The organism is Methylobacter marinus A45 (assembly GCF_000383855.1).
GTDB classification, from domain to species: Bacteria; Pseudomonadota; Gammaproteobacteria; order Methylococcales; family Methylomonadaceae; genus Methylobacter; species Methylobacter marinus.
In genome coordinates, this window is sequence record NZ_KB912877.1 from 3,838,374 (window position 1) to 3,862,582 (window position 24,209).

Genomic DNA, 24,209 nt, shown 5'->3' on the forward strand with positions numbered 1-24,209 from the left:
CCTATCTGTGTTTGTTATGGGCCATCGTAACGAACTGCAAATCCTACAGTCCCCGAATCAGTTGCGGCAACTGAAGCGTTTCTAGCAGCTGCATTTTTTGCAATCCAGGGGAAAACCTTCCACCTGTCTGTTCCCAGAGTCACTATGTCCCCTATCTCGTAATTATCTATTCTTATGTACCTGATATGCTCAACATAGCCTAAGTACGCCTTGAAGTTATCGGCCATAGCGAATTGGAGGTGTATAGGTACTAGCAGCGCTTGGTTATTCCACGCGTTAGGCGATCTAAATAATGAGGAAACTGTGTAGTCTGTAGGTGTTACTTTTAGCTTATCCGTAGAGTCCCAGACGCTACCATCTATCTTTGCATGTAAGCCTGTTGTTTTATACGTCCAGCCTCCGACGCCAGTAGAAAACGGGATAGCGATGTCCCCTCTGAACTGGAAGCTGCCATACAGGGTTGTTACGCCGGAAAGTATTTCTGCATCAGTTATGGAAACAAAAACAGGTTCGCCTATGGAAGCGCTCGAACCCCCTCTAGAAGCAAAAAACCAATTACCACCCACAAAAGCTGAGCTATGTATTTTAACTATCTCACCAAACATAATTGTCTGGATTTTATTTGTATCGTACTGCAGGACACAAACAACTTGATCTGGGTTTGCTGAGTAGAATAAGTAATACGTAACTGGCCAACTCGCATCAACTATATAAATCTGCTTAGAGAAAGGGCAAAGTTCTACTGTACCGTCTGCACTATTAGCACCAGTTATGTGTAATCCTTTAGTTCCATCAACTGTCAAAGTAACATTAGACTGCCCTTTCGACAGCCAATTGGCCGTTAAGCCGAACCCATTATTGGTGCAGAACGACTCTATGACTGATTTCAATGCAGCAGGCGAGGCTACTGTACCTGTTTGATACGCCATTATTGCAACCTCAGTGCCAGATAATCCTTAAACCCGGTACGCCAGACATCGCGCAGAACCACGTACGTGACCCCGTCGATAATTAGCGTGTTCTCTACAGCATTGTTGAAACCTGAAATAAAATAAACACCGTCCAGCTCGCCATAGTTGTTGATATAGCCTGTGGCATTCTCTGACATTACCAAACTATGCAGACCATAATGGCCCTCGGCCACGTTGCTATCCGAGTTAGTATTCCTAAGCGTGTTAGCGCCTGCGAACGGCAGAAATTGAGGAGTACGCCAGTTGCCGTCAACGAAGCGCATGGCCATGTTCGCTCGCGCACCCTTGAACCAGGCCGTGTGCGTTGTCTCGGAATAGCGCATGCCGGCGGCGCTGGTCAGCATGCCGCCGACGCACAGTGGATAGGGATACTGGCTAGGCGATGCGTACGGTAAGAATTTACCCAGATAAAAGGATTCGTAGACGTTCTCAATCTTGGCGACGACGATGCAGCGCTGGCCGTTGCCGACGAACCAGTACGGAATGCTCTGGTTCCACAGCGGCACGCCGATATCGTTGGCGATCCGCCCCGGCTGGGTCTCGAATGAATTGCCCGGCACATAGCCGGTAAAGCCGTTGATCTTCCAGTTATAATAGTCCGAAGAAACGCTTTGGTAGGTCTTGATGCCGGTATAGATTTCCTCAGTGCCGGATAGACCTGGCGCTTTCCAGATAACGCCCTTGTCGGCGCTGACCGTGTCTTCCCACTGCATCGCCCAGCGCTCTGCCACGGGCAATGTCACTTCCAGGAAGGTCCGCAATTTTGTCAGCAGGTCATAGTGGCCTGCCGCCGTCCCTATTTCATAGGCCATTATTCCATCTCCAGCACGCGGCGAATGCTCGACGCGTTGTCTTTAATATGTTGAATCACCACCTGGCTGCCGGCGTTGCCGGCCATGGCGTCCGGCACGAACGCCGGATCCATGACCACGATGGACGTGACGTTCGCGGGCTGGCCATTGGCGCCGCCCTTGCCGATGTTGTTGCGGTGCCGGGGATCGTTTTCCGTTAACACTTCCTCGCCTTTTAACAGCACCGACGGCACCTCGTTGCCGGCGAGGCCGCCGTTGTGATAGCGCGGCGCGCCGATAAACACGGCCGGGTTAATGCCGCCCCGAATCATGCCGCCGGACGAGCCGACCAGGCCGCCGCCATGATTGGCGGACGCGGCCACGCCCACGACCGAGCCGATGCCGCTCAGGATGGCGGAGATACTGTCGCCGGCCGAGGTCGCAGTAAACATCGCGATCAGGGCCGTGATGCCGGCGTTAAATACCGAGGCAATGCCGCCGCCCAGGTTTTCCAGTCCGCCCAGTAGCGATTCGCCCATGCCGCCCAGAACCGAGCCGAACGTCGAGGCGGTCGCATTGCCCGTGGTCGTGACCGCGTTGACGATCGCCTGCTCGCCGGCCGTCGGCCCCGACTGCGCGGCATTGCCGGGCTTGCCGCCCAGGCCCAGCAGCGACAGGCCGGAACCGAGCAAGCCGCCGATGCCTGCGCCCTGTTTGCCGGTTATGAAGTCCTGACCGAACAGGCCTTCCATCGCGTCTGCAGACAACTTGTTGGCAATTATCCGGCGCATCGTGGTCAAAAAACCCAGGGCCATGCCATCCAGGCCTTCCTTGAACGGGTCGAACAGGAACTCGGCAAAAGCGTCCTGCATGTTTTCGGCCGCGCGCTTGGCGAACTGCGACAGCTCGTCGACGCCGTCCGTGGCCGGGTCGATAAAGTTCTCGTTGTAGGCCTTCCCCAACTGATCGAACAGCGCCTTCATCTGCTCGGCGCTCAAGTCCAGTTCGCGGCCCACGTCCTGAATCCGCGCCAGCATGACGCTGAACGCGTCGGTGGACACGTCCGGCGACAGCTCGAAATCATTGATTTCATTTTTTAAATCGACCAGGGCATTGGCGTCGTCAACCAGCTGCCGCCACATGGCGGCCTGGCGTGCGCGCGCCTGGTGTTCGGCGTCGATCTGCCGGACCAGCGCCTCGATCTGGTCGCGCTCGTCCCCGACCGCGTTGGCCAAATGCTGGCGCAACTCGGTTTGCAGCGTCTTTTCCTTGTCGCCGAGCCGGTTGACTTGCAATTCGAATTGCAGCGCGTCGATGGTTTTCAGCACTGCATCGCGGCGGTTACGCTCTTCCGTCGCGGCTTTTTTGGCCGCCGTCTCGGCGGCTTTTGCGGCTTTCTTTTGGGCGTCCGTGAGTTTGCCTTGCTGCGCTTCCAGCAACTTGTCCCGCTGGCGCTCTTGTTCCTTCAGCGCGTCTTTTTCTTTGTAATAACGCCCCAATTCATCCTTCATGAGCCGCAGCTTAGTCTGCTCGATCGCCAGCTGCCGGTCGCTGATCAGCACGCCGATCGGCCCCTGTGCCGTTTCGATCCGGGATTTTTGTTGCGCGATCTGTTCGCGAATGGCCGCGATCTTATCGTCCACGGACATGCTGGCCAGGTCGCGCAAGTGCGTCTTGGCATTAATCAGCAAGCCGACCAAGATGCTAAGTGACACCACCAGGCCGGTAAATGGATTGATCGCCATCGCGGCCGTCAATCCACGTTGCGCGGCCGTCGCGGCATTGGTCGCGGCAGACAGCGCCGCTGTTTGCGAGGCCTGGGCGGCAATCAGGATATTCAGCCGGTTGGTCAGCCCCATGCGCACGCCCATGGCCGTATTGCCGGCCAGCAGCGCTTGCGTCGCGGCGATATCGGCGCGCGTCGCGGCCAAACGGGCGGTAATTAGTCCGATGGTGCGCTGATGGTCCAGCAGGATCGCCTGCGCATGCTGAAATTCCATCGCGATCGCGGCCGCTTTTGCCGACATATACCGCCCCAGGCTGACCAGCATTTGCCCCGCAAACACCGTCGCGGCCACCGTGCCGAGCTGGATAATCGTATCGATAACCGGCCCCAGATTATTGGCCAGGGCATCGAACTGCGCGGCCAGGGACGCCGTCGCGCCGGTACCGGCGTCAACTTGCAGAATGTACTGCCCCCAGGCCGTCTTGACGTTCTCCAGCGCCGCGCCGACGGTCAGCGGCATGCGCTTGTATTCGGCGTCGATGGCGGCCGACTGGCTCATGATCGCATTGATGACCTTGGCCGCCGACAACTCGCCGTTTTCGGCCATCGCGCGCAAGGCCCCGATATCGACGTTCAGTCCGGCGGCCAGGGCATACGCCAGGCGCGAGCCGTTTTCCATGATCGAATTGAATTCGTCGCCGCGCAGCAGACCGGAGGCCAGGGCCTGCGACATCTGCCGGATGACCGACGACGCCTCGCCGGCACTGGCGCCGGAGACACGCAGCGCCTGCGCCATGGTCTCGGTCAGCGCCGTAGTATCGCGGGCCGTGCCGCCCATGGTTTCCATCGCCTTGTTGATGCGCGCGAACAACGTGGCGTTGGCATCGAATTCCGTGCCGGTTCGCAAGCTGATATCAACCAGCTCTTTTGATGAGTCGATGTAATCTTGCTGGCTGGATGTCGCGACCTTGAGCCGGCCGTCCAGCAATTTCATGTTGTCGGCGACTTGTACGATTTCCTTGCCGTATTGATACAGCGCCACCACCGACAGCCCGGCAATCAGGCCTTTCAAGGCGCTGCCGAGCCCTAGCGTTTCCCGCGCCATGTCGGAAAATTGCCGGTTCGCGTCTCGCGCCGCATTGCCGGCGCCGTCCAGGCCATCGCGCACGCCGCCGAGCTCGCGCCGAACCTGGGCGCTGCCGTCGGCGCGAATGGTAATGCCTAAAACGATCGGCGACGCCATGCGTTACTCCTTATTATATGGTTCAATCGCGCCCCACAGCGCCTTAAAATCATCGCCGGACGCCCAGGCCGAGCGCGCCGCCAGCATCTGCCGGCGCTGTTCTTCCTGATCAAGCCTGGCCGCCGCCTTTAAAAACAAAGTCGCCTGGGCCAGCGTGTAGCGTTTGATGTCGGCCAACCGGTGGCCGTGCGCGATCAGTCGGGCGACGCACTCGCCCCAGCCGACAGGGCCGCCGTGATTTGACTGATCGCCGGCATGAGCTTTTTTTTAATCATGTCGGCGTTGGACTCGATCACGGCGGCCAACAGCCGCACGGCATCATCCAGTTCCAGCGCCTCGATAAAGGCCTGGTCCTGGCGTGCCGCCACGCTCAGCGCCGCGATAATGCGATCGGCCTCGCCCGATGTCAGCAGCTTTGTAGCGATCTCGGTGGGCGTGCCTTTCACTTCAATGACCGCGCCCTTGAACAGCTTGGCCAGCCTGGCTAACTCGCCGAGCCGGACCGGGCTGACATCGACCGTTTCGCCGCCGATGTCGATCGCGTGATCCTGCGAAAACAGCAATTCCAATTCATCCATGGGGCACCTACGACAACGTAACGATGCGGCCCGACGTGCCCAGCACGGTATCGGACTCTTTCGTGTCGTCGTAGAGGACCTCGCCGGCCATCGGCAGCGTTGCCACATCCTCGCCCTTCAGCGTCCACCCCGTCGCCGGATCAAGTTGCACGTTATACAGTTCGACCAGCACGGCTTCGCCGCTGTTGGCCATGTTCAGGCCTTCGAAGCGCAGCCAATAATTGCCGGGGATATCGCTGTAGAGCGGAATGTTGTACGACTGAGCATTGCTGTAACTGGACTGGAACGGCTGCACAAAGGTGCCGGCATTCAAGAGCTTGATCATGCCCAGCTTGGCGTTGCTGATCTCATAATCCGTGCCGGCGACCAGCGTGACCGGCGCGCCCGCCGAATCGGTAATCGACAGCGACGAAATGTCGGCCTTAGCCAGGCGAAAATAATCGCCATCCACCAACCCGGTCGGCGACGGTTCATTAGTGACGGTGCCGGCTGCTATCACGGCGCTCTCGCTCCAAAATGCCAGGGCATAGTTTTCCTTCGAGAATTCCTCAATCTCGAAATTCAGCATCACTTCCTTGCCGGTCACCAGGCTCAGCGAGGTCAGGCGCTGGCCGGTCTCGGACTCCTTGCGCTTGATCTTGTCGACCTTAGGCTCGATCTTGGCGCCGTTGGCGGTTTTGCCGAGGTAGCGGAACGCCTTGGGCGTGCCGTCGGTATTGCGTTGGGCGATAAAAATCTTGCCTTGGCCTGAAAATAAACTCATTGCGTGGCTCCGGTGGATTCAATGATTTGGTGGGCGATCAGCCATTGCTCAGTCGCGGCGTCGACCTCGATCGTGTCGCCGGCCTGGTAATCGATACCGCGATCGGTATGCGGTTTTAACAGCTTGACCTGTTTGGTTTTACGTTGAGCGTCTTGTTTTGCCATGGTTAATCTATCCTGTTGTGTTGTTTAATCGGTATTTGCATTTCCATCTCGTAAAAAGGATGGCGGCGACCGAAGTCGTATACGATTTTAATTTTTTGGCTACCATCCACTGTTAAACCGGGAGCTAAAATAAGCGAACTTAACGCCGCCATGATTAAATCCCGCGCCTCTAATAGCCGGGTGACGCCGTCGAACCAGTCATCAGTTGTTCCGGGCTCGTGCACGCCGACTACCACACTGACCCAAAAACCGTCATCGCCTTTGTGACTCAACAGATCGGTGACAGGCACATAGCAGATCGACGGGTAGTCGTTTGCGGAGGGTGCGCTTTTGTATCCTACAAAATGCCGGGCATCCTTTTCATAGTGAGTGTTCCAGAAATCTTGCAGTGCCGCGTTTGCTCTTAGCCGCGTGCGTAGCGCTGTGATAGGTTCCAGGCTCATACGTTCTCCTCGTCCGGCTGCTCGGATTTTTTATCCGGCCGGCTGTACGGCCACAGTGGACAGTTAGTGGTTTCAGGGTCATAAAACAGCGCCTCTTCTTCTAATACGCGTTCGCCGCTGAGTGGGTTGGTGATGTATTTGCGCGTGTCCTTATAGCTCATCAGCCTCTACCCAAAGTAATCTGCCCGAAGGCGGTACCGGTCGGCACTGTGATGCCGAGGGCCTCGCGGGTCAGTTTGCCGACCAGGGTTTTGGCGTCCTTCTCGAACTCCCGCGCCTTGGCGATCAAGGGTGAATCGTCGCCGATCGCGCCTTCGATCGCGGCCAGGCGTTTGGCCCAGTACGTCGCGATTTCAGTCAGCACGGCATTGGGCAGGGTGATGTCGGCCGGATTAAAGCCGCGCTCGCGCAAGGACAGATTCACAAACACGTCCGCCCCCTTGCAATGCTCCTCGGTGATGACAAAGGAAGGGTCGTCGATATCGGCGGCATTAACATACGTGGCCATCCGTTAAACTCCGATACGCGCCGCCAGCACCGACAGCGCCCGCTCCTGCATGCGCCGACTCCGGTCCGCCTGATCGGCAAAAAAGAAAGGGTGCGGCCGGCTGCCGGGGTGATTGACCCGTCGGCGGATCACATAACCACCGCCACCAGCTGCCGGGATTTTTAACCCCTTGCGGCCCGGTTTCGGCTCGATCACATGCGGGGCCGTACCGTCTTCGACAAAGCCGGCATAGGCGGCATTGGCGGCATTGGCGTAAATCACTGCCGCGCCATTGCCGAGCGGATGCCAGTTGATCGACTGCTGCAACTGGCCCTCGCGCGGCGTAAATGCCCGGCCCGCGTCAATCCAGTCGTGCATATCGTCGACATAGCTTTCGGCGGCGACATTGACGAGCTGTTGAGCGAGCGCCGGATGGCTCAGGGCGGCCAGCACCGAGGGGGCTTCGCCCAGATCGAGGGTTATGTTGATCATTTCGCTTTCTTGCCGGGCTTGGCTACCGGTTCCGATACGCGCTCGGTCTCGCCGTCGAAGTCCGGCAGTGGTTCAAAAACCGCTCCATCCCCAGCCGCTTCAGGAGCTCCTGAAGCGGGGCCTCCTTGTTTAGCGTCCGTGCCTTCCGCGCCGTCCTGGGCAGGTGGGTTATAGCTATAGCCGCAATGCTGAACGCACTCCCTGGCGTCGACCGGGTCTTTTTCGTGGGCGTTGCCCTCTGGATCGAAGACTCTCATCAGTCCGCCTTGGCGATAAACGCCGAGAAGTTGATGCCGGTCGCGACAGTGCCCGCCACTAAGGTGCTCAGGCGCACATAGCGGAACAGCGTGCCGTTTTCCTCGTTCCGGAACGGGATCACGTAACGTCCGGCCGCGCTGAGCGCCGCATCCATCGGCACCACCAGGTTCCCGAAGACCTTCTTTGCCAGGCACACCGAGCCGGAGGTCATGGCCGCGACGTTGGAGGCTTCCAGCGAAACCGTGTAAATCTCGTCGCCGGTGGCGATTTCGCAGGCGCTCAGGTCGATGACCAGGTTGCCCTCGACGAAACCCGCGCCCAGGTCCAGAATGTCGCCGTCGGCCGATGCGGCCACCAGGCCGGCGGCTTTCATTTCCAGTGCGGAATCAAAAGTAAAGTTTGAATGACGTTCCATAGGAACTCCTTATTAAGCGGTGATAGGGGCGTCGGCGATGGACCAGAGGCGAGTGGCCGCCCGACCGTTCATGATGCACAGGCCGTTGAACCATTCCACGCGCGTCCTGTACAGAGGGCTGGCTTGTAGCTTGCCCATGTCGTCGACCTGGATGCCGCCGTTTTGAATGCCGGACAACATGCCGGAACCCAGGCTGAGCACATAGATTGAGGTGGCGGTGGCGGTGCCCGAGGTGGCCGCTTCGGTAAACGGCAGGATCGCATTGCCCTCGTTGTCCTGGTCGACAATCAAAATCGGCAGATCGTTGTACATGGTGACAGTGCGGCCGAAGGCGTCCTTGTCGTAGCTGATAAAACCGCCGACGCTGGAATTGCGCGCGGCTTGCGTCAACCGGCGGCGCATGGCCTTGCTCATCAGCAAGTGCGTAGGGTTCAGCGTCTGGTCGATGGCCTCGTCCAGCTTGCCCAGCGACAGCGCCGTGCCGTTGGCGGTGGCGCCGGCGGCGATTTTCTGAGCGCCGGTGATGCGGGTTTGCAGACCGTCGAACTCGCGCGGGTCGCTGAGTTGATCGCCCTTGATGAATTTGCGCGTCCAGGCCAGGCCCAGAGCGCGAACTTTCATGGCTTCCTGCACCGAGCGCTGCTCCATGCCCATGGTCTGCACGATAAACGTGTCCACGTCCAACTCGCCGCCGGCGATGACCAAGTTCTCGGTTTGCGGGTTCAAGACGCCGGTGGACGGCGTGTAAGACTCGTTGACGCCGCGAAAGCCGACGCCAGGCAATGATTCCTCGCGGTTGTATTTGAGCGCGTTGCCGGTGATGTCGTCGAACGGCAGCGCCATGAGAATATCGGATGATCCGGCGTACAGCTCGATGATCGCGCGGCGGATTTCGTTGCCAGTTTCGATCTTGGCAGCTTCGATAAGGGTTAAGCCCATGATTATTTACCTGCTCTGGCAGCCGCCAGACGTTGCTGTGGAGAGAGGGTGGCGTTGTCGGCTTTCGGCGCGTCGGCCACGGCTTGCGGTGCGCCGGAACCGGTGCCGCCCTGCGGCTTGGCCAGGAAGGGCTTTTCAGTCAATAACGCCTTGACGGCCTCGGCGACCGGCTTGCCGTCAATGGTCACAACGCCGTTGTCGTCGCAAGCGGCTTTGCCGGCCAGCAGGGCGCTGACCGTGCCCGGATCGACCGCATCAGTCGAGGCGGACAGCAAGGCGTTGCTGATTTGTGTTTGTTCGAATTTGGCTTTGTAGGCGGTCGCTTCCTGCGCCTTGGCATCGGCCAATTCCTGCAATTTGCCTTGCGCTTGCAATTGGGCCTCTGTCAGCGATTTAAAATCGCTGTGCCCCGTGGCTTCCTTCAACTGCCGTTGAAACTCGGCCTGTTGGGTGGCCAGGGCCTGGTTGATTTGCGCCTGCACATCAACGGCCGGAGCGGCCGGCGGCGGGGTTGGTCCGGCGCCGGGATCGGCGGCGGTCGTCTGTTTTGGATCGGTGGCGGGTTCGGGCATGTCGGTGTCCTTGGTAGTGATCGGTGAAAAACGAATTCAGCGTTCAGTATCGGGCCGACGGGGCCGGGGTTAAATTAATGGGATTTAGGGATTTTTGAGGGGCGGGCGGGATTTTTCGTCAATGCGGTCGAAAACGGCAGGCGCTTTAGACGATTACAGGAAATTTAACGCGGGTTTAACGGGGGTAAAAATTCAACTTGATACCATGGGCGCGGCGAATGGCTGAGCATGGCTTAAATCGCATTATTTTCGATTTCGGATTGTTTGCGCAAGCCCAGCCCGTCCGGCCGGATCAACTGGTCGATTTCCGCGCCGTTTTTCAGCGCGTCTTGCGCCCAGGCCGGCAGCAGCTCGTCGCGCTTATGTTTCGGCAGCTTTTTGATAAACGCCGCGTAATTCTCTGATCCTGGCTGCTTGATCCGGGTCACGCGCGGGATCAACAGGCACATGCAATGCGGGTGGGCCTTATGCTTGGGTACGGCTTCCTTGCTCCAGACGCCCCTGCCGAGGCCCATGTCGATATTGGCGTAATAATCGCAGATATCGACCGCCGGATGGCTGGCCGACAGGCGCCATTGATAGCCGATGATGGTCTCGTCGTTTTCGGTGCCGGCGATGACGGCCCGGTGCATGGCCGTCGCCATTTCCGTGCGGGCGATGCGTTTGAGGTGATAAAGCTGCTTGTCGTACAGCCACCATTTAACGGCCCGGTCGGCCAGATCGTCGGCGCCTTTCGAGACCGCTGTTTGAATCTGGCTCAGCACGCGCTCGGCCGCCGAGCGGGTGCCGGTCGGCTTCAGCGACAGGATGCGTTCCTCGGCCTCGCCGATGGCGGCTTTCCAGAGCTCGCGGGCGTCGGGATCGTGGATCATGGCTACCGCCGACTCATACAGCTCTTTCACCCAGTCGTCGGCGTAGGTCTCGACGATTTGAAAGGGCCGGCCGCCCGGCGCGCGCTCGATCGCCCGCTGCATCTTATAAAGTATCTTATTGACGCTTTCGCCGTGCCGGATGCTGTCAGTCAGGATTTGAGTCAGGCCGGTCCGGACCGATTCCTGCCAATGCCAGAGCCGGTCCGATAGCGTCAGGCCGTCGGGCCAGCGCTCGTTGAACGCTTGCTCGGCAAGCCGGGCGACGGCGGCCGATTGCAGGCTGCGCGGGCCGGCGGTGGCCGCGAGCGACACGGCATTGACGATGCCGGTCTGAATGCCGGCTTGCATGGCCGTTAAATAATCGGCCAGTTCCGCCTGCACGGCCGGCGTGATCCGCCGGCCCTCGGCGCGCAGTTGATCGACCAGACGCGCGACAAACTGCCGGGCGTCGCCGTCGATGCGGCCTTCGTGGGCGAGGATTTCCCGCGCCAGGCGGCGGTAGAGGTCGGGGTAGTCAGTCATTCAGAGCGTTATTGCAGCGCTGGCGGGCCGTGTCGAAATAGGCCGGCACCGATTCACAGCCGATAAAGCGCCGGCCGCTCTTTAACGCCGCGACACCGGTACTGCCGGAACCCATGAACATATCCAGCACGGTACCGCCATCCGGGCAGATCGCGATGATCTCGTCCATCAGTGAGTCGGGCTTTTGGGTGATGTGAATTTTCTTATTAGTCATCGTCGTGTGCTTCAGCACGCCAGGCAAATAGACCGGCTGTTCCCGGCTGGCCGTCTTGCCCTTGGTGCCCCACAGCAAATACTCGGCCTGGTTGCGGAAGCCGTTCTTCATGGGCCTTGTCGCCCGGCCTTTGTCCCAGACGGCCGTGCCGCGCACGGTAAAGCCGGTTTCGTGCATCACGGCTTGCAATGCCGCCATATTGCGCCAGTCGATGAACAGCACCAGCACGCCGCCGTCGGTCAATACTTTTTTAGCCAGATTGCACGCATCGGTCATCAACTGCCGCCAGGCCATCGGGTGCAGCGATTCGCCGTCGATGTCCGGCAGGGTTTTTTGATAACTGGCATCAGAGCTTACGTATTTGGTTTTCGACGATTTCAGCATGTCCTTCACGGTAAAGCCGCCCGAGCCGTAGGGCGGATCAGCAATCACGGCATCCACGCCGCCAGGCTGAATATCGGCCGCGATATCGCGGAAATCGTTGTTATACAGCACAAAGCGCCCGTCGGGTCCATTAAGCCGATTTACGGCTTGCGCTATGTATTGGCCGCAAGCATGACAATGGTTGTCTGTCTGTCTGTCTGTCTGTCTGTCTGTCAAAATCGTCATTGCTCATGGTGTCCTTGTCAATTATTTAATAGAGATCGGGGTAATCAGCCATCAATCAGGCTCTGAATAGACGCCGCATTGCGGGCACAGCGGCCCGTCAGGCGTAAGCAAAAACAACTGGTTGCCGCAATTACACTGCCAGACCTGGCCGTCATTCGGATAGGACGGCCCGATAAACGCGCCGCGCTCAATCTTGCATGCCGGGCATTCCAGCCAGACTTCACCGACCGGCGCGGTCGCCAGCCATTCATGGCCGCATTGCAGGCAACGAGCATCGCCCGTGCTGTGCGGGGTGCGGTCTTTGCGAGCCTGGGTTAGGTCGATGACGGTCATTCAATCTCCGGTAAGTCAACCGTTTGCCCGGCTAGCTCCGCGTTATACTTCACTTAGTGCCTGTTCAATTTTTGAATTAACTGCCAATCGCTTCTTTAGGATGTTTGGGATTATAATTTTTGCGTACTTAGCAGCGTCATCGTATGTTTTGAAAATTTCATCTTCCTGCATCCATCTTTCAAAACACAAAGCCTCGAAGTTATATTCGATTTTTTCTGATTCGCCTTCCTCTGTTATTAATATTGTTTTTCTAATTCGTTCTATTTTGCCGTCAACTATTGGGCTATTTTCAATAACATCCATATGTAAAGGATTAACGCATATAAAAACATCTTGTCCGATTTCATATTTCATAATTCACCATAATTTGCATTTCATATTCCCGCCTGCTTTTTAATCCGGTCGCCATAAGCATCCCCCATGGCATCAATCTCGTCATCGATCGCCGCCATCGTGCTCGGCGCCGTATCGTTGCCCAGGATCTGCTTGGCCAGGCGTTTTTTCAGCGCCCGGTCGAATTCAGAGCCCATGCGCAAGCTGACGGAGTCCAGCGCGGTGGCGATAGCCTGCTGCAGATCGGCCATGTTGAACTCGCTGGCATAGGCGATATTGCCGTTAAAGGTTTGCCCCTGCCACAGATACACCAGGTCCGCTATTTCGTTCTCGGCCAGCTCGCCCATTTCCGCCATGCCGCGCAGGCTGCTGTTTGCTTCCTGGAAATGGAAAGCCCGTGATTCGGCCGATTGCGCCACGGCGCCGCTGACAAATTCCAGGTTTGCGACCCGGTAAATGTCGGTAGTGGTGTCGGCGATCTGCTTCATATACAGTTCGACCGGGTCGGCGGGCGGGGCGATAAAGCCGGGCTGGCCGCCGCCGGTCGGGTTGTAGGTTAAGGCATTCTCGGTGCTGATGGTCATGTCCTTCAGCCGCTCGCGCTCTTTGTCGTCGGCCACCGGCAGCGCCAGAATGGCAAAGGTTTGCGCGCGGAACAGTTCGCGCAGTTCAGAGCGGGTGTTGTACAAATCCCAGTTTAAACCGGCCAGATCGTAAAACCAGGAATCACTGCGGCTGCTGGCCGGATTGAGCGGCTTGGCAATGTGCAGGCGTACCACGGGCACGCGGCCCAGCGCGTAGCCATCCTGGTCGATGAGGTCGGCGCCCTCGATATCTCGGCTCAGTTTCCAGCCGGTCTGGGTATAGGTCCGAAATACCGGCTTGCCGCCCAGGGTTTCGGAAAAGGTGACCGATTGCCAGGTGCCGGCCGCGTCTTTGGTTTCGGCGACCAATTGCGCCGGCATGCGTAGGGCCAGATAGGGCAGGGCCTGATCGGCACGGGTGCTGCCCTGCTGCTGTGGCTTGTCGACGATGATGTAAACGCTGCCAAGGATCATGGCCAGGCGCTGGTAGCAAAACAGCAGCGTATCCAGCTTGCTGCCCGCGCCGTCGGCATTGGCCGAAAATTGCGTGTACAGATCATCCACCTCGCGGCTCGGGGCCTGTTTCCACAGGAATCCCATGAATACGTCGGTGATTTTGCGGCAGAAATTGGGGTAGACGGCCAGCTCCTGGCGGCGCGTGAATTTGTCGTCGAGTTCGCGCGGATGCCGGATCAAATACTCGCCGGTGGCAAAGCCGCCCTGGCCGCTGTACGCGTCGAGCAGGAATTGGTCGGAGGTTCTGTCTATAGCCATTTCAGCCTCATGGGGGTGTAGGTGTCGCCGCGTCTCGGCCCGTCTTGCTGCGTGGCGTGATAGGCCATTAAGCCGGCGGAGGCGCTGTCGCCATGCCGCATTTCGCCGTTGCTGCCTTTGTCGCGCTTGTCGTCCATGGTCGGTTTGCCCTTAACGCGGATAATGTGCCGATGGTCGGCGATAAAGTCTTCGCAGTCGGCGATCAAGAAACTGCGGTCCTCATAAACTTGCCGATACTTCGGGAAATACTCGGCATAAAAGCTGCTGGAGGCCATGACGCACGAGACCATCTCGGGGCCGAGATTTTCCTTTTGCAGGGCCCCCTCGGCATGACTCTGGCCGTTGCCGCGCGCGTCAAAGCTGGCATGATGCAATAACGGCACATTGTCCAGGATATAGTCGCGGATCATCGCCTGGACATCGAAAGGCATGCGCCACAATTCGAGGGAGAAAGCCATGCGCCAGCGCGCGGGCTCGTATTCCTGCATGATCCAGGTCGGCGAGCTGTCGGCGTTTCGGCCAAAGTCCTGGCCGTAGACGGTACGCAGGCCCGGCATGGCATCGATCACGGGGGCTAGATTGTCCTTGATCCAGTCCTCGGTTTCCTTTAATCGATTCGGGTCGGTCACGAACGTGGCCGGTTTGCTCCATCTAATGACCGGCACGTCGGGAATCTGGCACTGCTCCAGCAGCATGCGCGGGAAATAAGCGCCCGAGCCTTTTTTCGCGATACAGCCCAGCTCTTCCTCGGCATCCTCGATGCTTGGATAACTGTCATATTGTTTATCGCGCCATTCCTGCTCGGCCTCGGGGCTCCAGTCTTTGCCCGTGACCAGGCAAATGCGTTTATAAAATCCTTCACGGATAGCCTGGTCAAAGTCGATATGATGCAGCGACCACGGCAGGCGGCCGGCCTTGACATCGCGGACCAGCTGGAAAAAATAGTTTTCCTCGCTGTTGTGGGTGCTGATGATGTCGACGCGGCCGCCCCACATCAAAAACGCCAGGGCGCCCTTGATAACTTCTTGCAGATCGCGGTGGAATGCGGCCTCGTCTATCAGCGCGTGACCTTGACGGCCCCGCCAGTTCCACGGTGACGAAGACAGCGCCTCGTAAATATGCCCGCTCGCGAACGTCAGACGAAACCGGGTAATGTCTTGCTTACGATCGCCCAGGACTTCGCGCTCGCGGCTGATGTCGATCTCCGAGCAGGCCATGCCATACGCCTGGGCGAACGTCAGGGCGTCGCCGATATTCTCGGCGGCCATGCCCATGTTGTAGCCCATATAATACTGATTCATACCCTTGTCGGCGGCCGCCTCCAGGGCGCCCTCGGCCGCAATACAGCCCCACGACCAGCCAATTCGGCGCGACTTTTCGGCGATGCGCACATTGGATCGATCCAGATGCCAGCGGACCTGGTAAGGCAACAGAATTCCGGGGATTTCATCGGCCGGGATTTTGCGCGTCGCACGCAGGGCTTGATGCTCTTCAACCAGGCCGAGCAGGTCTTTTTTCTCGCCGGCCGATAAGTCGACCGGCTCGACGGTGGCGGCGGCCTCGCTCATTATGCGACCTCGACGCCCAGAAATTTGGCCCGGATCGCTGCCCAATCGTCCTCAGACAGTCCGGCTTTTTTGGCGATCGGCTCAGCCGCCTTGGCGGCTGCTATTTGTTTTGCCCGTTCTTCTTTCAGGATCTCGGCCTTGTATTTCTGCGACATAATGTCGGTGCGGCCCAGATCGGCGATAGCCTTGGCGATCTGGCTGCTGGTCTTGGCCAGCAAATGCGGATCGTCGCCGGCTTCCTCGGCATCGCGCAGCGCGATCGACAACCGCAGCAGCCGGGTCTGCATGGTTCTGATGGTCGCCTCGCGCACCACGCCTTCCGTATCCTGGTTGTCGGCCAGCGAGGTTTTGGCGATCTGATACAGCTGGCGCTGTTCGGCCATGTCGCGCTCGAACTGTTCCTGGAACTCGGCGCCATAACGGAACGCCGAGGTCTTGCTGATGCGCACGGACAAGCCTTCCTCGGCCAGGCGTTCGTTCAGCCAGGCGGTCAGGCCCTCGTAATCGGCGAAGCCGCCCGCCACCAGGCGCGCGTTAAATTCGTCCTGGATCGCGCTCGGGACTTCGGTCTTGATCCGTGAGCGGCGAGCCATCAGTTGATCTCGTCCGGGCGCGGCCGGCGGATGCCGGGAATCTCGCGCACGCCGTCCACGACATCGAGGCCGTCGCCGGTCAGCGTCGCGATGTGCACGCCGCCGGAGACTTTATCGACGATCGCGTCGGCAACCTGATCCAGCCAGGACAGTTCGATGTGCAGCTGGTCACGGTTGATGGCGTGGCCGCGCTCGCGCAGCTGGCCGACCAGGACTTCCTGGTGGGCCATGTAGCCGGGCTGGTTGCGCAGCAATTGCAGAATGAGCAGGCGTAGATCGGCGCGGTTATCGGCCATGGTGCAGTCCTCCCGACAGCATGATGTTGTGGATGTCTTTTAAATTATCGGCAATCACGGACAGCTGGCCTTCCATCATTTTTGAGTTAGCCAGCACTTCGTCAACGCGGCGGTGGATCGCTTTCATGTCCTCGACGCCGATGGCGTTCTCGATGTCGGATTCGATGCGCGACAGCCGCTCGCTATGCTGCTCGATGCGCCGGGTGATCGAATCTTTTGATTGCTTGATGTCGGTTTGCAGATCGTTTTTCATAGTCTTCAGCTCGTCGTTAGCGGCCTTGCTGCGGTTGCTGATCGAAACGAACAGCGCCAGGCTGAAATTCATGATGAACAGCAGCATGGTCCAGAAATTGAAATCGAAATTCACGCTCATCGGTACATCCGTTCTTGTTGTTCTTGTTCGCGCTTGCAGTCTATGCACAGCGTCACGCCCGGCACGGTCCGTCGTCTCAGTTCCGGTATCTCGTTGCCGCAGGCTTCGCACCATTCGGCCGAGACGGCGTCGGGGGCGATGGCCGTTTGCTGGCGGTGCTGGAGCAGGGCCAGGTCGTGATGAAATTGCGCGGCATGATCGATTTGTTCGTCGTCGTTCATGTGCTCGAGCGGGTTGAGCAGCGTTTCCAATTCTTTCATGGCGTCCTTGTCGATTGAATGATCAGTTCCAGGATTTCGGTATAGTGGCGCATCCGGCGCTGGCGCTCGGCCAGGCGCCGGTAAACGTCGTCACTCAGGCAAGCCAGCTCAACGCCCGTGACCGCCGGCAGCACCGGGCGCGCGGGCAGGGGCAGCGGAGTCGGAACCAGGGCCGGCGCCGGGGCGGGGCTCAGGCAGCCAGTCATTGTCAAAATCAGCGCGGTCAGCGTCAGGCGTTTGAGCATCGAGCGTCTCCTTGCGGTGTTGTTCTTGAAGGTGTTCCAGATCGGCGTCCAGCATCTGGCGCCGTTTGATGTTTCGGTGGGCGGCAGCGGCGGCGGCCTGCAAAGCGCCGTTGACTTTCGCCAGGCGCCGGGCCTGGCGGCGGTTGATCAGAAATGCGACGATCGCGATCAGCGCGGCCAGGGCCGGGGCCAGGTATAAAACGAGGGTCGCGAACATTAGCGCCCCCTGATCTCGAAACGGCTGCGGCGGCGTTTTGATCGGTATCGGCCTACGGCGGGGACCGACCCCGCATAAATAACCGGCACGCTGACCAAGGCGGCCATGGCCATCCATCCATATCCGCGAAATCCGATCATGACTGACCGCCCTGGCCATTCAGCCCCGCGCGTTTAAATTTGCGGTCAATGCCGATGTAGCCCATGCCGTTGGTCACGATCATGGCGGCGGCATCCGCGTCGAACAGGCCCAGGGCAAAACCGCCCACGCCTAGTAAAATGGCCATCCAGCCGGCCGTTTTCGTCACCCAGCTCATAAGGCCGCCTCTCGGTTGATGTTGAAGAGTTTGAAGAACTGCCGGCACGGCATGTGCAGCAGCAACTGGAACTGCACGGCGCGGCCTTCGGCGCGGATTTTATCCGCGAGCGCGGAATAAACGCCGATCCTGTCGTGCGCATAATGCAATTGTTCGGCCAGCTCGCTATGCATTGCCAGTAGTTCGTTTATGTCGGTGGTCATTGGGAATTTCCTTCAAACAAGGCGCGCTCGGTGGCGCGGCGGGTGATTAAGCCGTTCAGCTTCTGTTTTTTGCCGTTTACGGTGCCGTAGATCCAGCGATCGAATTCGGCGGCGGCGCCGGTATAGTCGCCGGCGTGCAGTTTTTTACGCAGCGTGGACGTCGCATAGTTGCCCTGGCCGACGTTGAAAATAAACGAGACCAGCGCATCAAACTGATGTTGACTGAGCGCGACCGGCGTCACGGAGCGCAGGAACAGGGCGGTCTGTGCCACGTCGCGGAACAGCAGGTGGTCGGCCTGGTCTTCAGCGATGCGCAGGCGGGATCTGTACTCGCGGCTGACGATCCGGGTGCGCTGGCATTCGCTGACGATGCGGGCCAGCGCTTCGGTCGAGACATTACGGAACAGTTTGGCATCCCAGGCCGGCATCAGCACATGGCCGTAGCCGATGGTCAGGCGGTTGGATGGGCACAGATACGCGACCAATTTCAGGCTTTCGGAAGCCTTGATCAGGTCAGCGCAGGCGGCGGTAACGGTGGTCGGATTGTTTGTATTCATGCCGCCAGTGTAGGCGGCGCGGGGCGGGGGTGAAATTAAAGCGGGTTAGTTATGCATCTACAACCTACCCATTTATTGCCGCGCCTTTCTGGCGCTTCAGAATGTCTCTGATTTTCGGCAGCCATTGCCGTGCTCTTTGACACTCCGCGTTGTTGTACCGTCGAGGCACCAGTTCTGTAGGGTACGCACTGCGTACCTTGTTAACACAATCACGCAAACAGGTCATTCTGCCGGCGCTTGATGTCTTCAGAGCGCTGGTGATTGATGATCTTGTACAGCCATTGCAGGCTGATGCCGTATTCCCGGCACAGCTGGCCGTGATTGCGGCCGGTAAACTTCTCCCAGATTTCCAGGTCGCGCTGGGACAGTTCGTAATCCTTGCCTTTGGCGATGTAGACCATTTGGCCGCCCCAGCTCTTCCTGATCTTTTCGGCGGCCTGGTGCGCGCACTGGCTGGATTGCGCTGGATCGATGCCGGCGGCGGTCAGGCTGTCGGCGACGATGGCTTTCAGGTCGGCCAGGATTTCCGGATAATGGTCGGGGAAGTGATCAAGGGATGCAGTCATGACGGTCTCCTGAGCTAGCGTATGAGTTTATAGCGGCTTGTATTATAAACTAGGAGTTTGTTATGGGCATTAAAAAACCCGCTGGGGCGGGTTTCTGAAGACATGGTCTGTCTTGATATTTAAGTTAGACGGCGGCTAATGTCTGAATAAGTCGATTTGTTTGAGAGAACTGCGATGTTCGATAACCTCAATAACCGAATATTCCGCGCGCATGCCTTTAGCGGTCAGCCATTGCCTGATTCGCATTTTGACTTTCAAAATGTCATTTTTCGCAAAAGCTTCTTCATTGTTATTGATCCGTCGTAAAAAACCCTCGTCTAGAATTTCCGCATAGAATGATTGTGAACCATCCGAGAATCGCCATTTATTGCCATCAATAAAAGCCGCGCTGGCAATCTGCAAATTTACCGTAGTGGTTTGATCATTGATTTCTTCTTCGCCGATCTCGGGCGCGACAAAGAACCCTGCCTCTGCTTTTTCGATAAATACAATAGGATTTTCAGGTTCTGTTGGATCGATGATTGCGACCGATTCAATACCTTCTTTGAAGAGCGGCTTAGCCAGCATATCTTCAAAAGCTTTGCGTATTTTATAGTTTTGCAGCAGCTTCAGCGTGATTTGCTCGGTATCGTAATGGTCTTCATCGATAAATACACGCACTCGGCCATCATCAATCACTTCGGTATGGGTGATTTTGCGGTTTTTAAGCCAGCGCAAAATGCCGATCAATGAATCCGACGAGCATTTAATCAAGCCGACGATAGCGGCAGCATTGAGCACTGCTGATGTATTTCCGTGATTAAAGATGTCAATGGCGTCTAGAATCAGGCTCTTAGCCGATGCCACCATCTCTACACCAAAGCAGCCGGTTTTAAACGAACCTTTAACGCTGACACCGATCTTGAACTTATCGCCGTGCAAGGCGTTGCCCACTTCTTCCATCAAAACGCCAATGGCCAACAAGGCGGGTGCCAAGTCGTTGACGTTCATTTCGTGGTGTTCCAGCGCGGGGCCATCATACACCACTTGGAATTGAGCAGGTTTCATCTGATAAAAATGCCGTTAATGGAATGTTAATAAAAATTGATTATAGATGAACAATTGATTCAGTGCGATATATTGGCACAAAAAAGCCCCGACTGGCGGGGCTTTGTTAACGTTTTTTATAAACGGCCTATCAAGCGTGGGAGCGATCCCTAGATCGCGACGTGGGCGTCGCTCCCACGGCCTGCCTGCCGCTCCTGCCTGATCTGGCCTTCTAGTTTATTGATCTGCTCCAGCAGCGCCTCGTCGCCGCTGGCCGCGTGGAGTTGCCTGATGCCGTTCAGTTCGCCCATCAGGCGTGTTAAAACGTGGTTCTTCTCGCCCTGTTTAACGCGCTCATCCGGCGCATAATCCAGAAAGCGTTTTTCAAACAGCCAGCCCTGGGCCATCTTGCGCACCTGGCCGGGTGCCAGCTGTTTGCCGGCTTCCTTCCTGGCCGCATCGACGATCTGCTGGTATTGCTCATCGGTCAGATCGCCGAGCTGGTGCCAGCGCATCGCGGCCTCATTGCGGCCCTGTTTGTAGCCGAAGGCGAGCCAGAATGCAGAGAACCACTTGCGCTGCCTGTCGCTCAATTCCCGGTACCAGTCCTTGCCGGCCTGCGGCTTGCTCTCAACCGGCTGGCCATAACCGTGCCGGGTCAGGGCATCCCACAGATCCTCGGCGTAGCGTATCGCATCGGGCAGTTTGGGCGGTTCCGGCAAGCTGCGGACGATCACGGCCTGGATGAAACGTTTCTTGCTCATTTTGGAATCCCTCGCCATACATAATCGCCCCCATCTTCTCTTATGGCGGGTTCGCTATCTTTGCACGGGCATTGATAGCCCGATAAGCGATCGGCAACAGGCCTCCAGAAGTTCCTGACTTTACCGTCAGGCACGTGATTATCTTCCTCTGCGTCTTCTAAATTGAACTGTTTTAATACCCATTTAGCCTCTTGCATCGTGCATCGCTGGCCACGCTTACTGATGCTGATATGGTATTCGGGGCCAATATGTTCGGCTCCTGGCTCGGCTTGCGCAACTTCAACAGCCGATATCGCACAAAGCCCAGATTCAATATGTTGGAACGCTACACCATCGAATCCCATTGTTATCCACTGTGGAATAGGCGGCATCTTTACCCAGCCGGTTCCGGCTGGTTCTTTTGGTGAGATTATTGTGTGCTTCATACGCTGGCGACCTCCGGCGCGGCGTCTCGTTGCAGCGGTTCCATGGCTTTTTTATAAGCTTCGTAATCAATGATTTCTATCGATTGATTATGCTTTTTAATATGGGCGATAAAGGCGCCGGCCGTGCTGAAATGGGGCGAGACAAACAGATATTTATCATAAATGCCACGTTTCTTGCAGTCCCGTTTGCCGAAAATGCGTTCGTCGGCTCTGACTTGCTTGGCGGAATACATGGCTTTGCGTCTGAGCGCATAAAACCGCCGGGCGATCTCGGGCATCTGGTCTATTTCGTTTTCCTGGCCATGCCATAAATCATTGCCGCGTATGTATCCATTGACATAGACGGTGATAACCAGGCGCATCTTATGTTGCTGGACGGATGCGGCGACTTTATAGCCGTCGATTAAGAAGTAAACATTGCTATAGGGCAATCTCAGATTCAATTTGACATCGTCCCATTGCTCTTTGGTTGGTTTTGATATGGTTGCCATCAGTGCGCCCTCCTGGAACCGTTCAAAGGTTTCACGTCATACTCGACGCCATTAGTGACATCGTCGCTGGCAGCTTGCAAAAACCCCAACATGAACTCATCGCCACTTATCTGCCGCAATGCCAAAATCACCATAGTGGTTATTAATGTCAGGTGCTCTGCCATGTCTTCTTTAGTTAATGCTTGATTAAATATGCCATTTAAAGCGGCTTCTGTTTCAGGTCTCATTATCATCTCGCCTCCCGCCCTTCACGCTCGGCATTCTTCATCAACGCCGCAATAATCCCGGCCAACTCCCGCCCGTCGCAGAACTCCAGCCGATCCTTTTTATACATGTGCCGGGCCATGGCGCCGGCGTACTCATACGGCCGCCCGGCATCGGCCAGCAGCGCCTCGATCTTGCGCAGCTGGCCGGCGCGCTCCGTGCCGCTGCCGATCGAATGCGGCCGTCGCCCGGCGCGTTTGGGGCTGGTAAAGCGGGCGCCGGCGCGCTCCAGGTGTGCAACAACTTTACTGATGCCTTCCGGTGTTAAATCCTTGGCCGATTTAACGCCGCCGATGGTCAGCAGCATGGCGCGATAGGTGTCGTCATCCATGCCCAGCTGCTGCTTGCCGATATGGATTTTGCCCACGGCGGCCCGGCGGCGGGCGTCGTGTTTGGGGTTTTTATAGTCTCTGTTTCTGATGATAGCCATTGTACTGCTCGCTTTTTTGATTGACGCCAGGCGGCCGCGATCGGGCCGCCCGTGCGGGGAGGGTTTAGTAAAACTGCCGACCGCTGCCGGACAGCGAGGCCAGTGACGGGCGCTCCGGCCCCGAGTGCACGTCCAGATCCCGGCGCGGCGCTTCGCGCTCGCACGGCGCCTCTTTCACATGCACGCACTGGGTTGCGGCCTGGTTGCGCTGCGCCCGGCGGCACCGGCGCCAGTGCTGCTTTCTGATGGCTAACGGCGCATAGGCGCCACGGATGAACGCCAGGGCCAGTTCCTGATCCAGATGCGGGTGGCCGATCAGGCGGGTCTGGCGCCGGTCATGCGAGGATGAATAGCGCTGGGAATAGATGGGCATCTTTTTCAGATCGTTTTTAGCCAGCCAGTCCTCGACGGCGGTGCGGTCATATAAGAGCTCCCGACTCTGTTTGCCGACCGGCTGCGGAAATTTCAGCCGGACAAGGGTCGCGGCCATCATAACTTTGTACTTCGGTACGCAGGCCATTTCGGCGATCTGTTGCCGGGTGACGGTTTCAAAGAGCGGCGTTTTTAAATCGACGATACGGTCCAGCAACAGCTCTCGGTTCTGTGTGTTTGTTGACATAGGATCAATCCTCTTCGGTTTCTGGATGCTTAAACTCAAGCCAATCGGCATAATTATCGGAACTGAAGGTGGCGTAAACGCCGCCGGCGTCTTCTTCCAGCGTCAGCCAGCCTTTTCTTTCCAAGGATCTGGCGGTGCGTAATGAATGATCAGCAAAAAAAACATTACCCACCGGGACTCGACCAGTTGGAAAGACATCCTCAAGATCGCTTAAGAGCGCTTTTTGATGTTGGGTTAATCTCATGACTATAACCCCGCGATATCCATGGCGATTTGCTGATATTTGTCAGACTCGCCGACGCGCTCGTACAGGCGCAGATACTGGCTGGTTGCCGTGATCTGGATGCTGTCCTTCAAGGCTTCCATGGCCTGCCGCCATTTTGCGTCCTCGATCTTCAGGCGCATCAGGCCGAAAATGCGCGCGGTGTTGATGTTGCCCTGCTTGTCGGTCTGGAAAGCATGCTCGACCAGCGCCTTGATATTGGCGTTGCTGTCGGCGGTCCATTCGTGGATACACTCGTCGATCAATTGCTTCGCGATGTGCAGGCGTTCGTCGAAGTTCAGCGAATCGCTGACGGCCACAATCACTTTATATTTTCCGTCGTAGCTGACCAGCGACAGGTTGCCTTTCTTGCCGCCCAGCGTAGTCTGGTACTGCTCGGCCGCGATCGCCAGAAATGCGGCGATATCGTCCATGGCCTGGCGTTTGAAGTTTTTCATCTGCGCCTGGACGCTGCGGGCCTTGTCGATGATCGTCGCGACGGTGTCGTCTCGCAGCAGATCCAGCGGCTGAATGGCGGAGACCGGCACCAGGCGGCCGTAAGAATCGGCGCGGTAGCCGGGAGGGAAGGGCGTGTTCAGTTGTTTTGTACTCATGGTGTTACCTAAATCAAATGCGTCAAGGTGCCCATGC

Annotated in this window: 40 protein-coding genes; 1 reads left to right on the top strand and 39 read right to left on the bottom strand. The window is 57.6% G+C overall.

From position 1 onward, the window contains the following. Positions 1 to 14: 14 nt before the first annotated feature. The 26 genes from METMA_RS0118035 to METMA_RS25045 all read right to left on the bottom strand — a co-directional run bounded on the left by METMA_RS0118035 (position 15) and on the right by METMA_RS25045 (position 17,418). A complete protein-coding gene (locus METMA_RS0118035; RefSeq protein ID WP_020160512.1) occupies positions 15 to 929 on the bottom strand; it encodes a hypothetical protein in 915 nt (304 codons plus the stop codon). After that, complete coding sequence (locus METMA_RS0118040) at positions 929 to 1,783, bottom strand: hypothetical protein (RefSeq protein WP_020160513.1); 855 nt, start codon at positions 1,781 to 1,783, stop codon at positions 929 to 931. The genes METMA_RS0118035 and METMA_RS0118040 overlap by 1 nt, the downstream gene beginning before the upstream one ends. Further along, positions 1,783 to 4,731, bottom strand: coding sequence for a tape measure protein (locus tag METMA_RS0118045; RefSeq protein ID WP_020160514.1), 2,949 nt, complete (start codon positions 4,729 to 4,731; stop codon positions 1,783 to 1,785). Before METMA_RS0118045 ends, METMA_RS0118040 begins: the two co-directional genes overlap by 1 nt. Before the next feature lie 3 nt (positions 4,732 to 4,734). Then, complete coding sequence (locus METMA_RS27140) at positions 4,735 to 4,908, bottom strand: hypothetical protein (RefSeq protein ID WP_020160515.1); 174 nt, start codon at positions 4,906 to 4,908, stop codon at positions 4,735 to 4,737. A gap of 17 nt (positions 4,909 to 4,925) precedes the next feature. Then, complete coding sequence (locus tag METMA_RS0118055; RefSeq protein ID WP_020160516.1) at positions 4,926 to 5,309, bottom strand: plasmid segregation protein ParM domain-containing protein; 384 nt, start codon at positions 5,307 to 5,309, stop codon at positions 4,926 to 4,928. A 7-nt stretch (positions 5,310 to 5,316) separates the two neighbouring features. Then, the gene (locus METMA_RS0118060) at positions 5,317 to 6,072 is read right to left on the bottom strand and encodes a phage tail tube protein (RefSeq protein ID WP_020160517.1); all 756 of its coding nucleotides are present in this window, start codon (positions 6,070 to 6,072) and stop codon (positions 5,317 to 5,319) included. Next, positions 6,069 to 6,236, bottom strand: a complete 168-nt coding sequence (locus tag METMA_RS27145) for a DUF7210 family protein (protein WP_020160518.1) — start codon at positions 6,234 to 6,236, stop codon at positions 6,069 to 6,071. Before METMA_RS27145 ends, METMA_RS0118060 begins: the two co-directional genes overlap by 4 nt. A 2-nt stretch (positions 6,237 to 6,238) precedes the next feature. Then, positions 6,239 to 6,679 (bottom strand): hypothetical protein, encoded by a 441-nt coding sequence (locus tag METMA_RS0118070; protein WP_020160519.1) that lies wholly within the window; start codon positions 6,677 to 6,679, stop codon positions 6,239 to 6,241. Next, the gene (locus METMA_RS27150) at positions 6,676 to 6,840 is read right to left on the bottom strand and encodes a hypothetical protein (protein WP_020160520.1); all 165 of its coding nucleotides are present in this window, start codon (positions 6,838 to 6,840) and stop codon (positions 6,676 to 6,678) included. The genes METMA_RS0118070 and METMA_RS27150 overlap by 4 nt, the downstream gene beginning before the upstream one ends. Then, complete coding sequence (locus METMA_RS0118080) at positions 6,840 to 7,187, bottom strand: hypothetical protein (protein WP_020160521.1); 348 nt, start codon at positions 7,185 to 7,187, stop codon at positions 6,840 to 6,842. The genes METMA_RS27150 and METMA_RS0118080 overlap by 1 nt, the downstream gene beginning before the upstream one ends. Before the next feature lie 3 nt (positions 7,188 to 7,190). Further along, positions 7,191 to 7,658: a hypothetical protein gene (locus METMA_RS25035; RefSeq protein WP_020160522.1), complete on the bottom strand. Its 468-nt coding sequence runs from the start codon at positions 7,656 to 7,658 to the stop codon at positions 7,191 to 7,193. Next, a complete protein-coding gene (locus METMA_RS0118090; RefSeq protein WP_020160523.1) occupies positions 7,655 to 7,915 on the bottom strand; it encodes a hypothetical protein in 261 nt (86 codons plus the stop codon). The genes METMA_RS25035 and METMA_RS0118090 overlap by 4 nt, the downstream gene beginning before the upstream one ends. After that, positions 7,915 to 8,331, bottom strand: coding sequence for a hypothetical protein (locus METMA_RS0118095; protein ID WP_020160524.1), 417 nt, complete (start codon positions 8,329 to 8,331; stop codon positions 7,915 to 7,917). Before METMA_RS0118095 ends, METMA_RS0118090 begins: the two co-directional genes overlap by 1 nt. Before the next feature lie 12 nt (positions 8,332 to 8,343). After that, on the bottom strand, positions 8,344 to 9,270 hold the full coding sequence (locus tag METMA_RS0118100) for a major capsid protein (protein ID WP_020160525.1): 927 nt from the start codon (positions 9,268 to 9,270) through the stop codon (positions 8,344 to 8,346). A 2-nt stretch (positions 9,271 to 9,272) separates the two neighbouring features. Continuing rightward, a complete protein-coding gene (locus METMA_RS0118105) occupies positions 9,273 to 9,842 on the bottom strand; it encodes a phage scaffolding protein (RefSeq protein ID WP_020160526.1) in 570 nt (189 codons plus the stop codon). A 233-nt stretch (positions 9,843 to 10,075) separates the two neighbouring features. Beyond that, a complete protein-coding gene (locus METMA_RS25910) occupies positions 10,076 to 11,236 on the bottom strand; it encodes a hypothetical protein (RefSeq protein ID WP_020160527.1) in 1,161 nt (386 codons plus the stop codon). After that, positions 11,229 to 12,059 carry a DNA-methyltransferase gene (locus METMA_RS0118115; protein WP_156830546.1) on the bottom strand — a complete coding sequence of 277 codons (831 nt, stop codon included), beginning with the start codon at positions 12,057 to 12,059 and terminating at the stop codon, positions 11,229 to 11,231. The genes METMA_RS25910 and METMA_RS0118115 overlap by 8 nt, the downstream gene beginning before the upstream one ends. A gap of 51 nt (positions 12,060 to 12,110) precedes the next feature. Next, the gene (locus METMA_RS0118120; RefSeq protein ID WP_020160529.1) at positions 12,111 to 12,392 is read right to left on the bottom strand and encodes a hypothetical protein; all 282 of its coding nucleotides are present in this window, start codon (positions 12,390 to 12,392) and stop codon (positions 12,111 to 12,113) included. Between the two features lie 42 nt (positions 12,393 to 12,434). After that, positions 12,435 to 12,746, bottom strand: coding sequence for a hypothetical protein (locus tag METMA_RS0118125; protein ID WP_020160530.1), 312 nt, complete (start codon positions 12,744 to 12,746; stop codon positions 12,435 to 12,437). Between the two features lie 20 nt (positions 12,747 to 12,766). Continuing rightward, positions 12,767 to 14,083, bottom strand: a complete 1,317-nt coding sequence (locus METMA_RS0118130) for a hypothetical protein (protein WP_020160531.1) — start codon at positions 14,081 to 14,083, stop codon at positions 12,767 to 12,769. Continuing rightward, a complete protein-coding gene (locus METMA_RS0118135) occupies positions 14,074 to 15,651 on the bottom strand; it encodes a terminase large subunit domain-containing protein (protein ID WP_020160532.1) in 1,578 nt (525 codons plus the stop codon). The genes METMA_RS0118130 and METMA_RS0118135 overlap by 10 nt, the downstream gene beginning before the upstream one ends. Then, the gene (locus METMA_RS0118140) at positions 15,651 to 16,244 is read right to left on the bottom strand and encodes a phage protein Gp27 family protein (RefSeq protein WP_020160533.1); all 594 of its coding nucleotides are present in this window, start codon (positions 16,242 to 16,244) and stop codon (positions 15,651 to 15,653) included. The genes METMA_RS0118135 and METMA_RS0118140 overlap by 1 nt, the downstream gene beginning before the upstream one ends. Continuing rightward, positions 16,244 to 16,540 carry a VpaChn25_0724 family phage protein gene (locus tag METMA_RS0118145; RefSeq protein WP_020160534.1) on the bottom strand — a complete coding sequence of 99 codons (297 nt, stop codon included), beginning with the start codon at positions 16,538 to 16,540 and terminating at the stop codon, positions 16,244 to 16,246. The genes METMA_RS0118140 and METMA_RS0118145 overlap by 1 nt, the downstream gene beginning before the upstream one ends. Next, positions 16,530 to 16,913, bottom strand: a complete 384-nt coding sequence (locus tag METMA_RS0118150) for a hypothetical protein (protein ID WP_020160535.1) — start codon at positions 16,911 to 16,913, stop codon at positions 16,530 to 16,532. Before METMA_RS0118150 ends, METMA_RS0118145 begins: the two co-directional genes overlap by 11 nt. After that, positions 16,910 to 17,173: a TraR/DksA C4-type zinc finger protein gene (locus METMA_RS0118155; protein ID WP_020160536.1), complete on the bottom strand. Its 264-nt coding sequence runs from the start codon at positions 17,171 to 17,173 to the stop codon at positions 16,910 to 16,912. Before METMA_RS0118155 ends, METMA_RS0118150 begins: the two co-directional genes overlap by 4 nt. Next, on the bottom strand, positions 17,170 to 17,418 hold the full coding sequence (locus METMA_RS25045; RefSeq protein ID WP_020160537.1) for a hypothetical protein: 249 nt from the start codon (positions 17,416 to 17,418) through the stop codon (positions 17,170 to 17,172). Before METMA_RS25045 ends, METMA_RS0118155 begins: the two co-directional genes overlap by 4 nt. Positions 17,419 to 17,443: 25 nt before the next feature. On the opposite strand from METMA_RS25045, the gene METMA_RS0118165 reads away from it, so the two are divergent. Continuing rightward, positions 17,444 to 17,617 (top strand): hypothetical protein, encoded by a 174-nt coding sequence (locus METMA_RS0118165; RefSeq protein ID WP_156830547.1) that lies wholly within the window; start codon positions 17,444 to 17,446, stop codon positions 17,615 to 17,617. Between the two features lie 154 nt (positions 17,618 to 17,771). On the opposite strand, the gene METMA_RS0118175 is transcribed toward METMA_RS0118165, so the two are convergent. From METMA_RS0118175 to METMA_RS0118235, 13 genes are all read right to left on the bottom strand, one after another. Continuing rightward, on the bottom strand, positions 17,772 to 17,951 hold the full coding sequence (locus METMA_RS0118175) for a hypothetical protein (RefSeq protein WP_020160540.1): 180 nt from the start codon (positions 17,949 to 17,951) through the stop codon (positions 17,772 to 17,774). Further along, positions 17,948 to 18,154: a hypothetical protein gene (locus METMA_RS0118180; RefSeq protein WP_020160541.1), complete on the bottom strand. Its 207-nt coding sequence runs from the start codon at positions 18,152 to 18,154 to the stop codon at positions 17,948 to 17,950. The genes METMA_RS0118175 and METMA_RS0118180 overlap by 4 nt, the downstream gene beginning before the upstream one ends. Next, positions 18,151 to 18,711 (bottom strand): lysozyme, encoded by a 561-nt coding sequence (locus METMA_RS25050; RefSeq protein WP_020160542.1) that lies wholly within the window; start codon positions 18,709 to 18,711, stop codon positions 18,151 to 18,153. The genes METMA_RS0118180 and METMA_RS25050 overlap by 4 nt, the downstream gene beginning before the upstream one ends. A 209-nt stretch (positions 18,712 to 18,920) precedes the next feature. Next, the gene (locus tag METMA_RS0118190; RefSeq protein ID WP_020160543.1) at positions 18,921 to 19,277 is read right to left on the bottom strand and encodes a Mor transcription activator family protein; all 357 of its coding nucleotides are present in this window, start codon (positions 19,275 to 19,277) and stop codon (positions 18,921 to 18,923) included. 135 nt (positions 19,278 to 19,412) lie between these two features. Further along, the gene (locus METMA_RS0118195; RefSeq protein ID WP_020160544.1) at positions 19,413 to 20,324 is read right to left on the bottom strand and encodes a hypothetical protein; all 912 of its coding nucleotides are present in this window, start codon (positions 20,322 to 20,324) and stop codon (positions 19,413 to 19,415) included. Positions 20,325 to 20,473: 149 nt separating this feature from the next. Further along, complete coding sequence (locus METMA_RS0118200) at positions 20,474 to 21,067, bottom strand: hypothetical protein (protein ID WP_020160545.1); 594 nt, start codon at positions 21,065 to 21,067, stop codon at positions 20,474 to 20,476. Continuing rightward, the gene (locus METMA_RS0118205) at positions 21,064 to 21,492 is read right to left on the bottom strand and encodes a hypothetical protein (RefSeq protein WP_020160546.1); all 429 of its coding nucleotides are present in this window, start codon (positions 21,490 to 21,492) and stop codon (positions 21,064 to 21,066) included. Before METMA_RS0118205 ends, METMA_RS0118200 begins: the two co-directional genes overlap by 4 nt. Next, positions 21,489 to 21,983 carry a hypothetical protein gene (locus METMA_RS0118210; protein WP_020160547.1) on the bottom strand — a complete coding sequence of 165 codons (495 nt, stop codon included), beginning with the start codon at positions 21,981 to 21,983 and terminating at the stop codon, positions 21,489 to 21,491. Before METMA_RS0118210 ends, METMA_RS0118205 begins: the two co-directional genes overlap by 4 nt. Then, positions 21,983 to 22,210 (bottom strand): hypothetical protein, encoded by a 228-nt coding sequence (locus METMA_RS0118215; RefSeq protein WP_040590674.1) that lies wholly within the window; start codon positions 22,208 to 22,210, stop codon positions 21,983 to 21,985. Before METMA_RS0118215 ends, METMA_RS0118210 begins: the two co-directional genes overlap by 1 nt. 2 nt (positions 22,211 to 22,212) lie before the next feature. Beyond that, positions 22,213 to 22,677 (bottom strand): gp16 family protein, encoded by a 465-nt coding sequence (locus METMA_RS0118220; protein ID WP_020160549.1) that lies wholly within the window; start codon positions 22,675 to 22,677, stop codon positions 22,213 to 22,215. Between the two features lie 64 nt (positions 22,678 to 22,741). Continuing rightward, entirely contained in the window at positions 22,742 to 23,296 is a 555-nt protein-coding gene (locus METMA_RS0118225; protein ID WP_020160550.1) for a hypothetical protein, read from the bottom strand. 4 nt (positions 23,297 to 23,300) lie between these two features. Continuing rightward, the gene (locus tag METMA_RS27155; RefSeq protein ID WP_156830548.1) at positions 23,301 to 23,540 is read right to left on the bottom strand and encodes a hypothetical protein; all 240 of its coding nucleotides are present in this window, start codon (positions 23,538 to 23,540) and stop codon (positions 23,301 to 23,303) included. Positions 23,541 to 23,542: 2 nt separating this feature from the next. After that, complete coding sequence (locus METMA_RS0118235; protein WP_020160552.1) at positions 23,543 to 24,172, bottom strand: DUF3164 family protein; 630 nt, start codon at positions 24,170 to 24,172, stop codon at positions 23,543 to 23,545. Between the last annotated feature and the right edge of the window lie 37 nt (positions 24,173 to 24,209).

Coding starts and splice junctions, on each gene's coding strand:
- METMA_RS0118035 (WP_020160512.1), bottom strand. CDS start 929: ATGGCGTATCAAACAGGTACAGTAGCCTCGCCTGCTGCATTGAAATCA.
- METMA_RS0118040 (WP_020160513.1), bottom strand. CDS start 1,783: ATGGCCTATGAAATAGGGACGGCGGCAGGCCACTATGACCTGCTGACA.
- METMA_RS0118045 (WP_020160514.1), bottom strand. CDS start 4,731: ATGGCGTCGCCGATCGTTTTAGGCATTACCATTCGCGCCGACGGCAGC.
- METMA_RS0118055 (WP_020160516.1), bottom strand. CDS start 5,309: ATGGATGAATTGGAATTGCTGTTTTCGCAGGATCACGCGATCGACATC.
- METMA_RS0118060 (WP_020160517.1), bottom strand. CDS start 6,072: ATGAGTTTATTTTCAGGCCAAGGCAAGATTTTTATCGCCCAACGCAAT.
- METMA_RS27145 (WP_020160518.1), bottom strand. CDS start 6,236: ATGGCAAAACAAGACGCTCAACGTAAAACCAAACAGGTCAAGCTGTTA.
- METMA_RS0118070 (WP_020160519.1), bottom strand. CDS start 6,679: ATGAGCCTGGAACCTATCACAGCGCTACGCACGCGGCTAAGAGCAAAC.
- METMA_RS27150 (WP_020160520.1), bottom strand. CDS start 6,840: ATGAGCTATAAGGACACGCGCAAATACATCACCAACCCACTCAGCGGC.
- METMA_RS0118080 (WP_020160521.1), bottom strand. CDS start 7,187: ATGGCCACGTATGTTAATGCCGCCGATATCGACGACCCTTCCTTTGTC.
- METMA_RS25035 (WP_020160522.1), bottom strand. CDS start 7,658: ATGATCAACATAACCCTCGATCTGGGCGAAGCCCCCTCGGTGCTGGCC.
- METMA_RS0118090 (WP_020160523.1), bottom strand. CDS start 7,915: ATGAGAGTCTTCGATCCAGAGGGCAACGCCCACGAAAAAGACCCGGTC.
- METMA_RS0118095 (WP_020160524.1), bottom strand. CDS start 8,331: ATGGAACGTCATTCAAACTTTACTTTTGATTCCGCACTGGAAATGAAA.
- METMA_RS0118100 (WP_020160525.1), bottom strand. CDS start 9,270: ATGGGCTTAACCCTTATCGAAGCTGCCAAGATCGAAACTGGCAACGAA.
- METMA_RS0118105 (WP_020160526.1), bottom strand. CDS start 9,842: ATGCCCGAACCCGCCACCGATCCAAAACAGACGACCGCCGCCGATCCC.
- METMA_RS25910 (WP_020160527.1), bottom strand. CDS start 11,236: ATGACTGACTACCCCGACCTCTACCGCCGCCTGGCGCGGGAAATCCTC.
- METMA_RS0118115 (WP_156830546.1), bottom strand. CDS start 12,059: ATGACGATTTTGACAGACAGACAGACAGACAGACAGACAGACAACCAT.
- METMA_RS0118120 (WP_020160529.1), bottom strand. CDS start 12,392: ATGACCGTCATCGACCTAACCCAGGCTCGCAAAGACCGCACCCCGCAC.
- METMA_RS0118125 (WP_020160530.1), bottom strand. CDS start 12,746: ATGAAATATGAAATCGGACAAGATGTTTTTATATGCGTTAATCCTTTA.
- METMA_RS0118130 (WP_020160531.1), bottom strand. CDS start 14,083: ATGGCTATAGACAGAACCTCCGACCAATTCCTGCTCGACGCGTACAGC.
- METMA_RS0118135 (WP_020160532.1), bottom strand. CDS start 15,651: ATGAGCGAGGCCGCCGCCACCGTCGAGCCGGTCGACTTATCGGCCGGC.
- METMA_RS0118140 (WP_020160533.1), bottom strand. CDS start 16,244: ATGGCTCGCCGCTCACGGATCAAGACCGAAGTCCCGAGCGCGATCCAG.
- METMA_RS0118145 (WP_020160534.1), bottom strand. CDS start 16,540: ATGGCCGATAACCGCGCCGATCTACGCCTGCTCATTCTGCAATTGCTG.
- METMA_RS0118150 (WP_020160535.1), bottom strand. CDS start 16,913: ATGAGCGTGAATTTCGATTTCAATTTCTGGACCATGCTGCTGTTCATC.
- METMA_RS0118155 (WP_020160536.1), bottom strand. CDS start 17,173: ATGAAAGAATTGGAAACGCTGCTCAACCCGCTCGAGCACATGAACGAC.
- METMA_RS25045 (WP_020160537.1), bottom strand. CDS start 17,418: ATGCTCAAACGCCTGACGCTGACCGCGCTGATTTTGACAATGACTGGC.
- METMA_RS0118175 (WP_020160540.1), bottom strand. CDS start 17,951: ATGAGCTGGGTGACGAAAACGGCCGGCTGGATGGCCATTTTACTAGGC.
- METMA_RS0118180 (WP_020160541.1), bottom strand. CDS start 18,154: ATGACCACCGACATAAACGAACTACTGGCAATGCATAGCGAGCTGGCC.
- METMA_RS25050 (WP_020160542.1), bottom strand. CDS start 18,711: ATGAATACAAACAATCCGACCACCGTTACCGCCGCCTGCGCTGACCTG.
- METMA_RS0118190 (WP_020160543.1), bottom strand. CDS start 19,277: ATGACTGCATCCCTTGATCACTTCCCCGACCATTATCCGGAAATCCTG.
- METMA_RS0118195 (WP_020160544.1), bottom strand. CDS start 20,324: ATGAAACCTGCTCAATTCCAAGTGGTGTATGATGGCCCCGCGCTGGAA.
- METMA_RS0118200 (WP_020160545.1), bottom strand. CDS start 21,067: ATGAGCAAGAAACGTTTCATCCAGGCCGTGATCGTCCGCAGCTTGCCG.
- METMA_RS0118205 (WP_020160546.1), bottom strand. CDS start 21,492: ATGAAGCACACAATAATCTCACCAAAAGAACCAGCCGGAACCGGCTGG.
- METMA_RS0118210 (WP_020160547.1), bottom strand. CDS start 21,983: ATGGCAACCATATCAAAACCAACCAAAGAGCAATGGGACGATGTCAAA.
- METMA_RS0118215 (WP_040590674.1), bottom strand. CDS start 22,210: ATGAGACCTGAAACAGAAGCCGCTTTAAATGGCATATTTAATCAAGCA.
- METMA_RS0118220 (WP_020160549.1), bottom strand. CDS start 22,677: ATGGCTATCATCAGAAACAGAGACTATAAAAACCCCAAACACGACGCC.
- METMA_RS0118225 (WP_020160550.1), bottom strand. CDS start 23,296: ATGTCAACAAACACACAGAACCGAGAGCTGTTGCTGGACCGTATCGTC.
- METMA_RS27155 (WP_156830548.1), bottom strand. CDS start 23,540: ATGAGATTAACCCAACATCAAAAAGCGCTCTTAAGCGATCTTGAGGAT.
- METMA_RS0118235 (WP_020160552.1), bottom strand. CDS start 24,172: ATGAGTACAAAACAACTGAACACGCCCTTCCCTCCCGGCTACCGCGCC.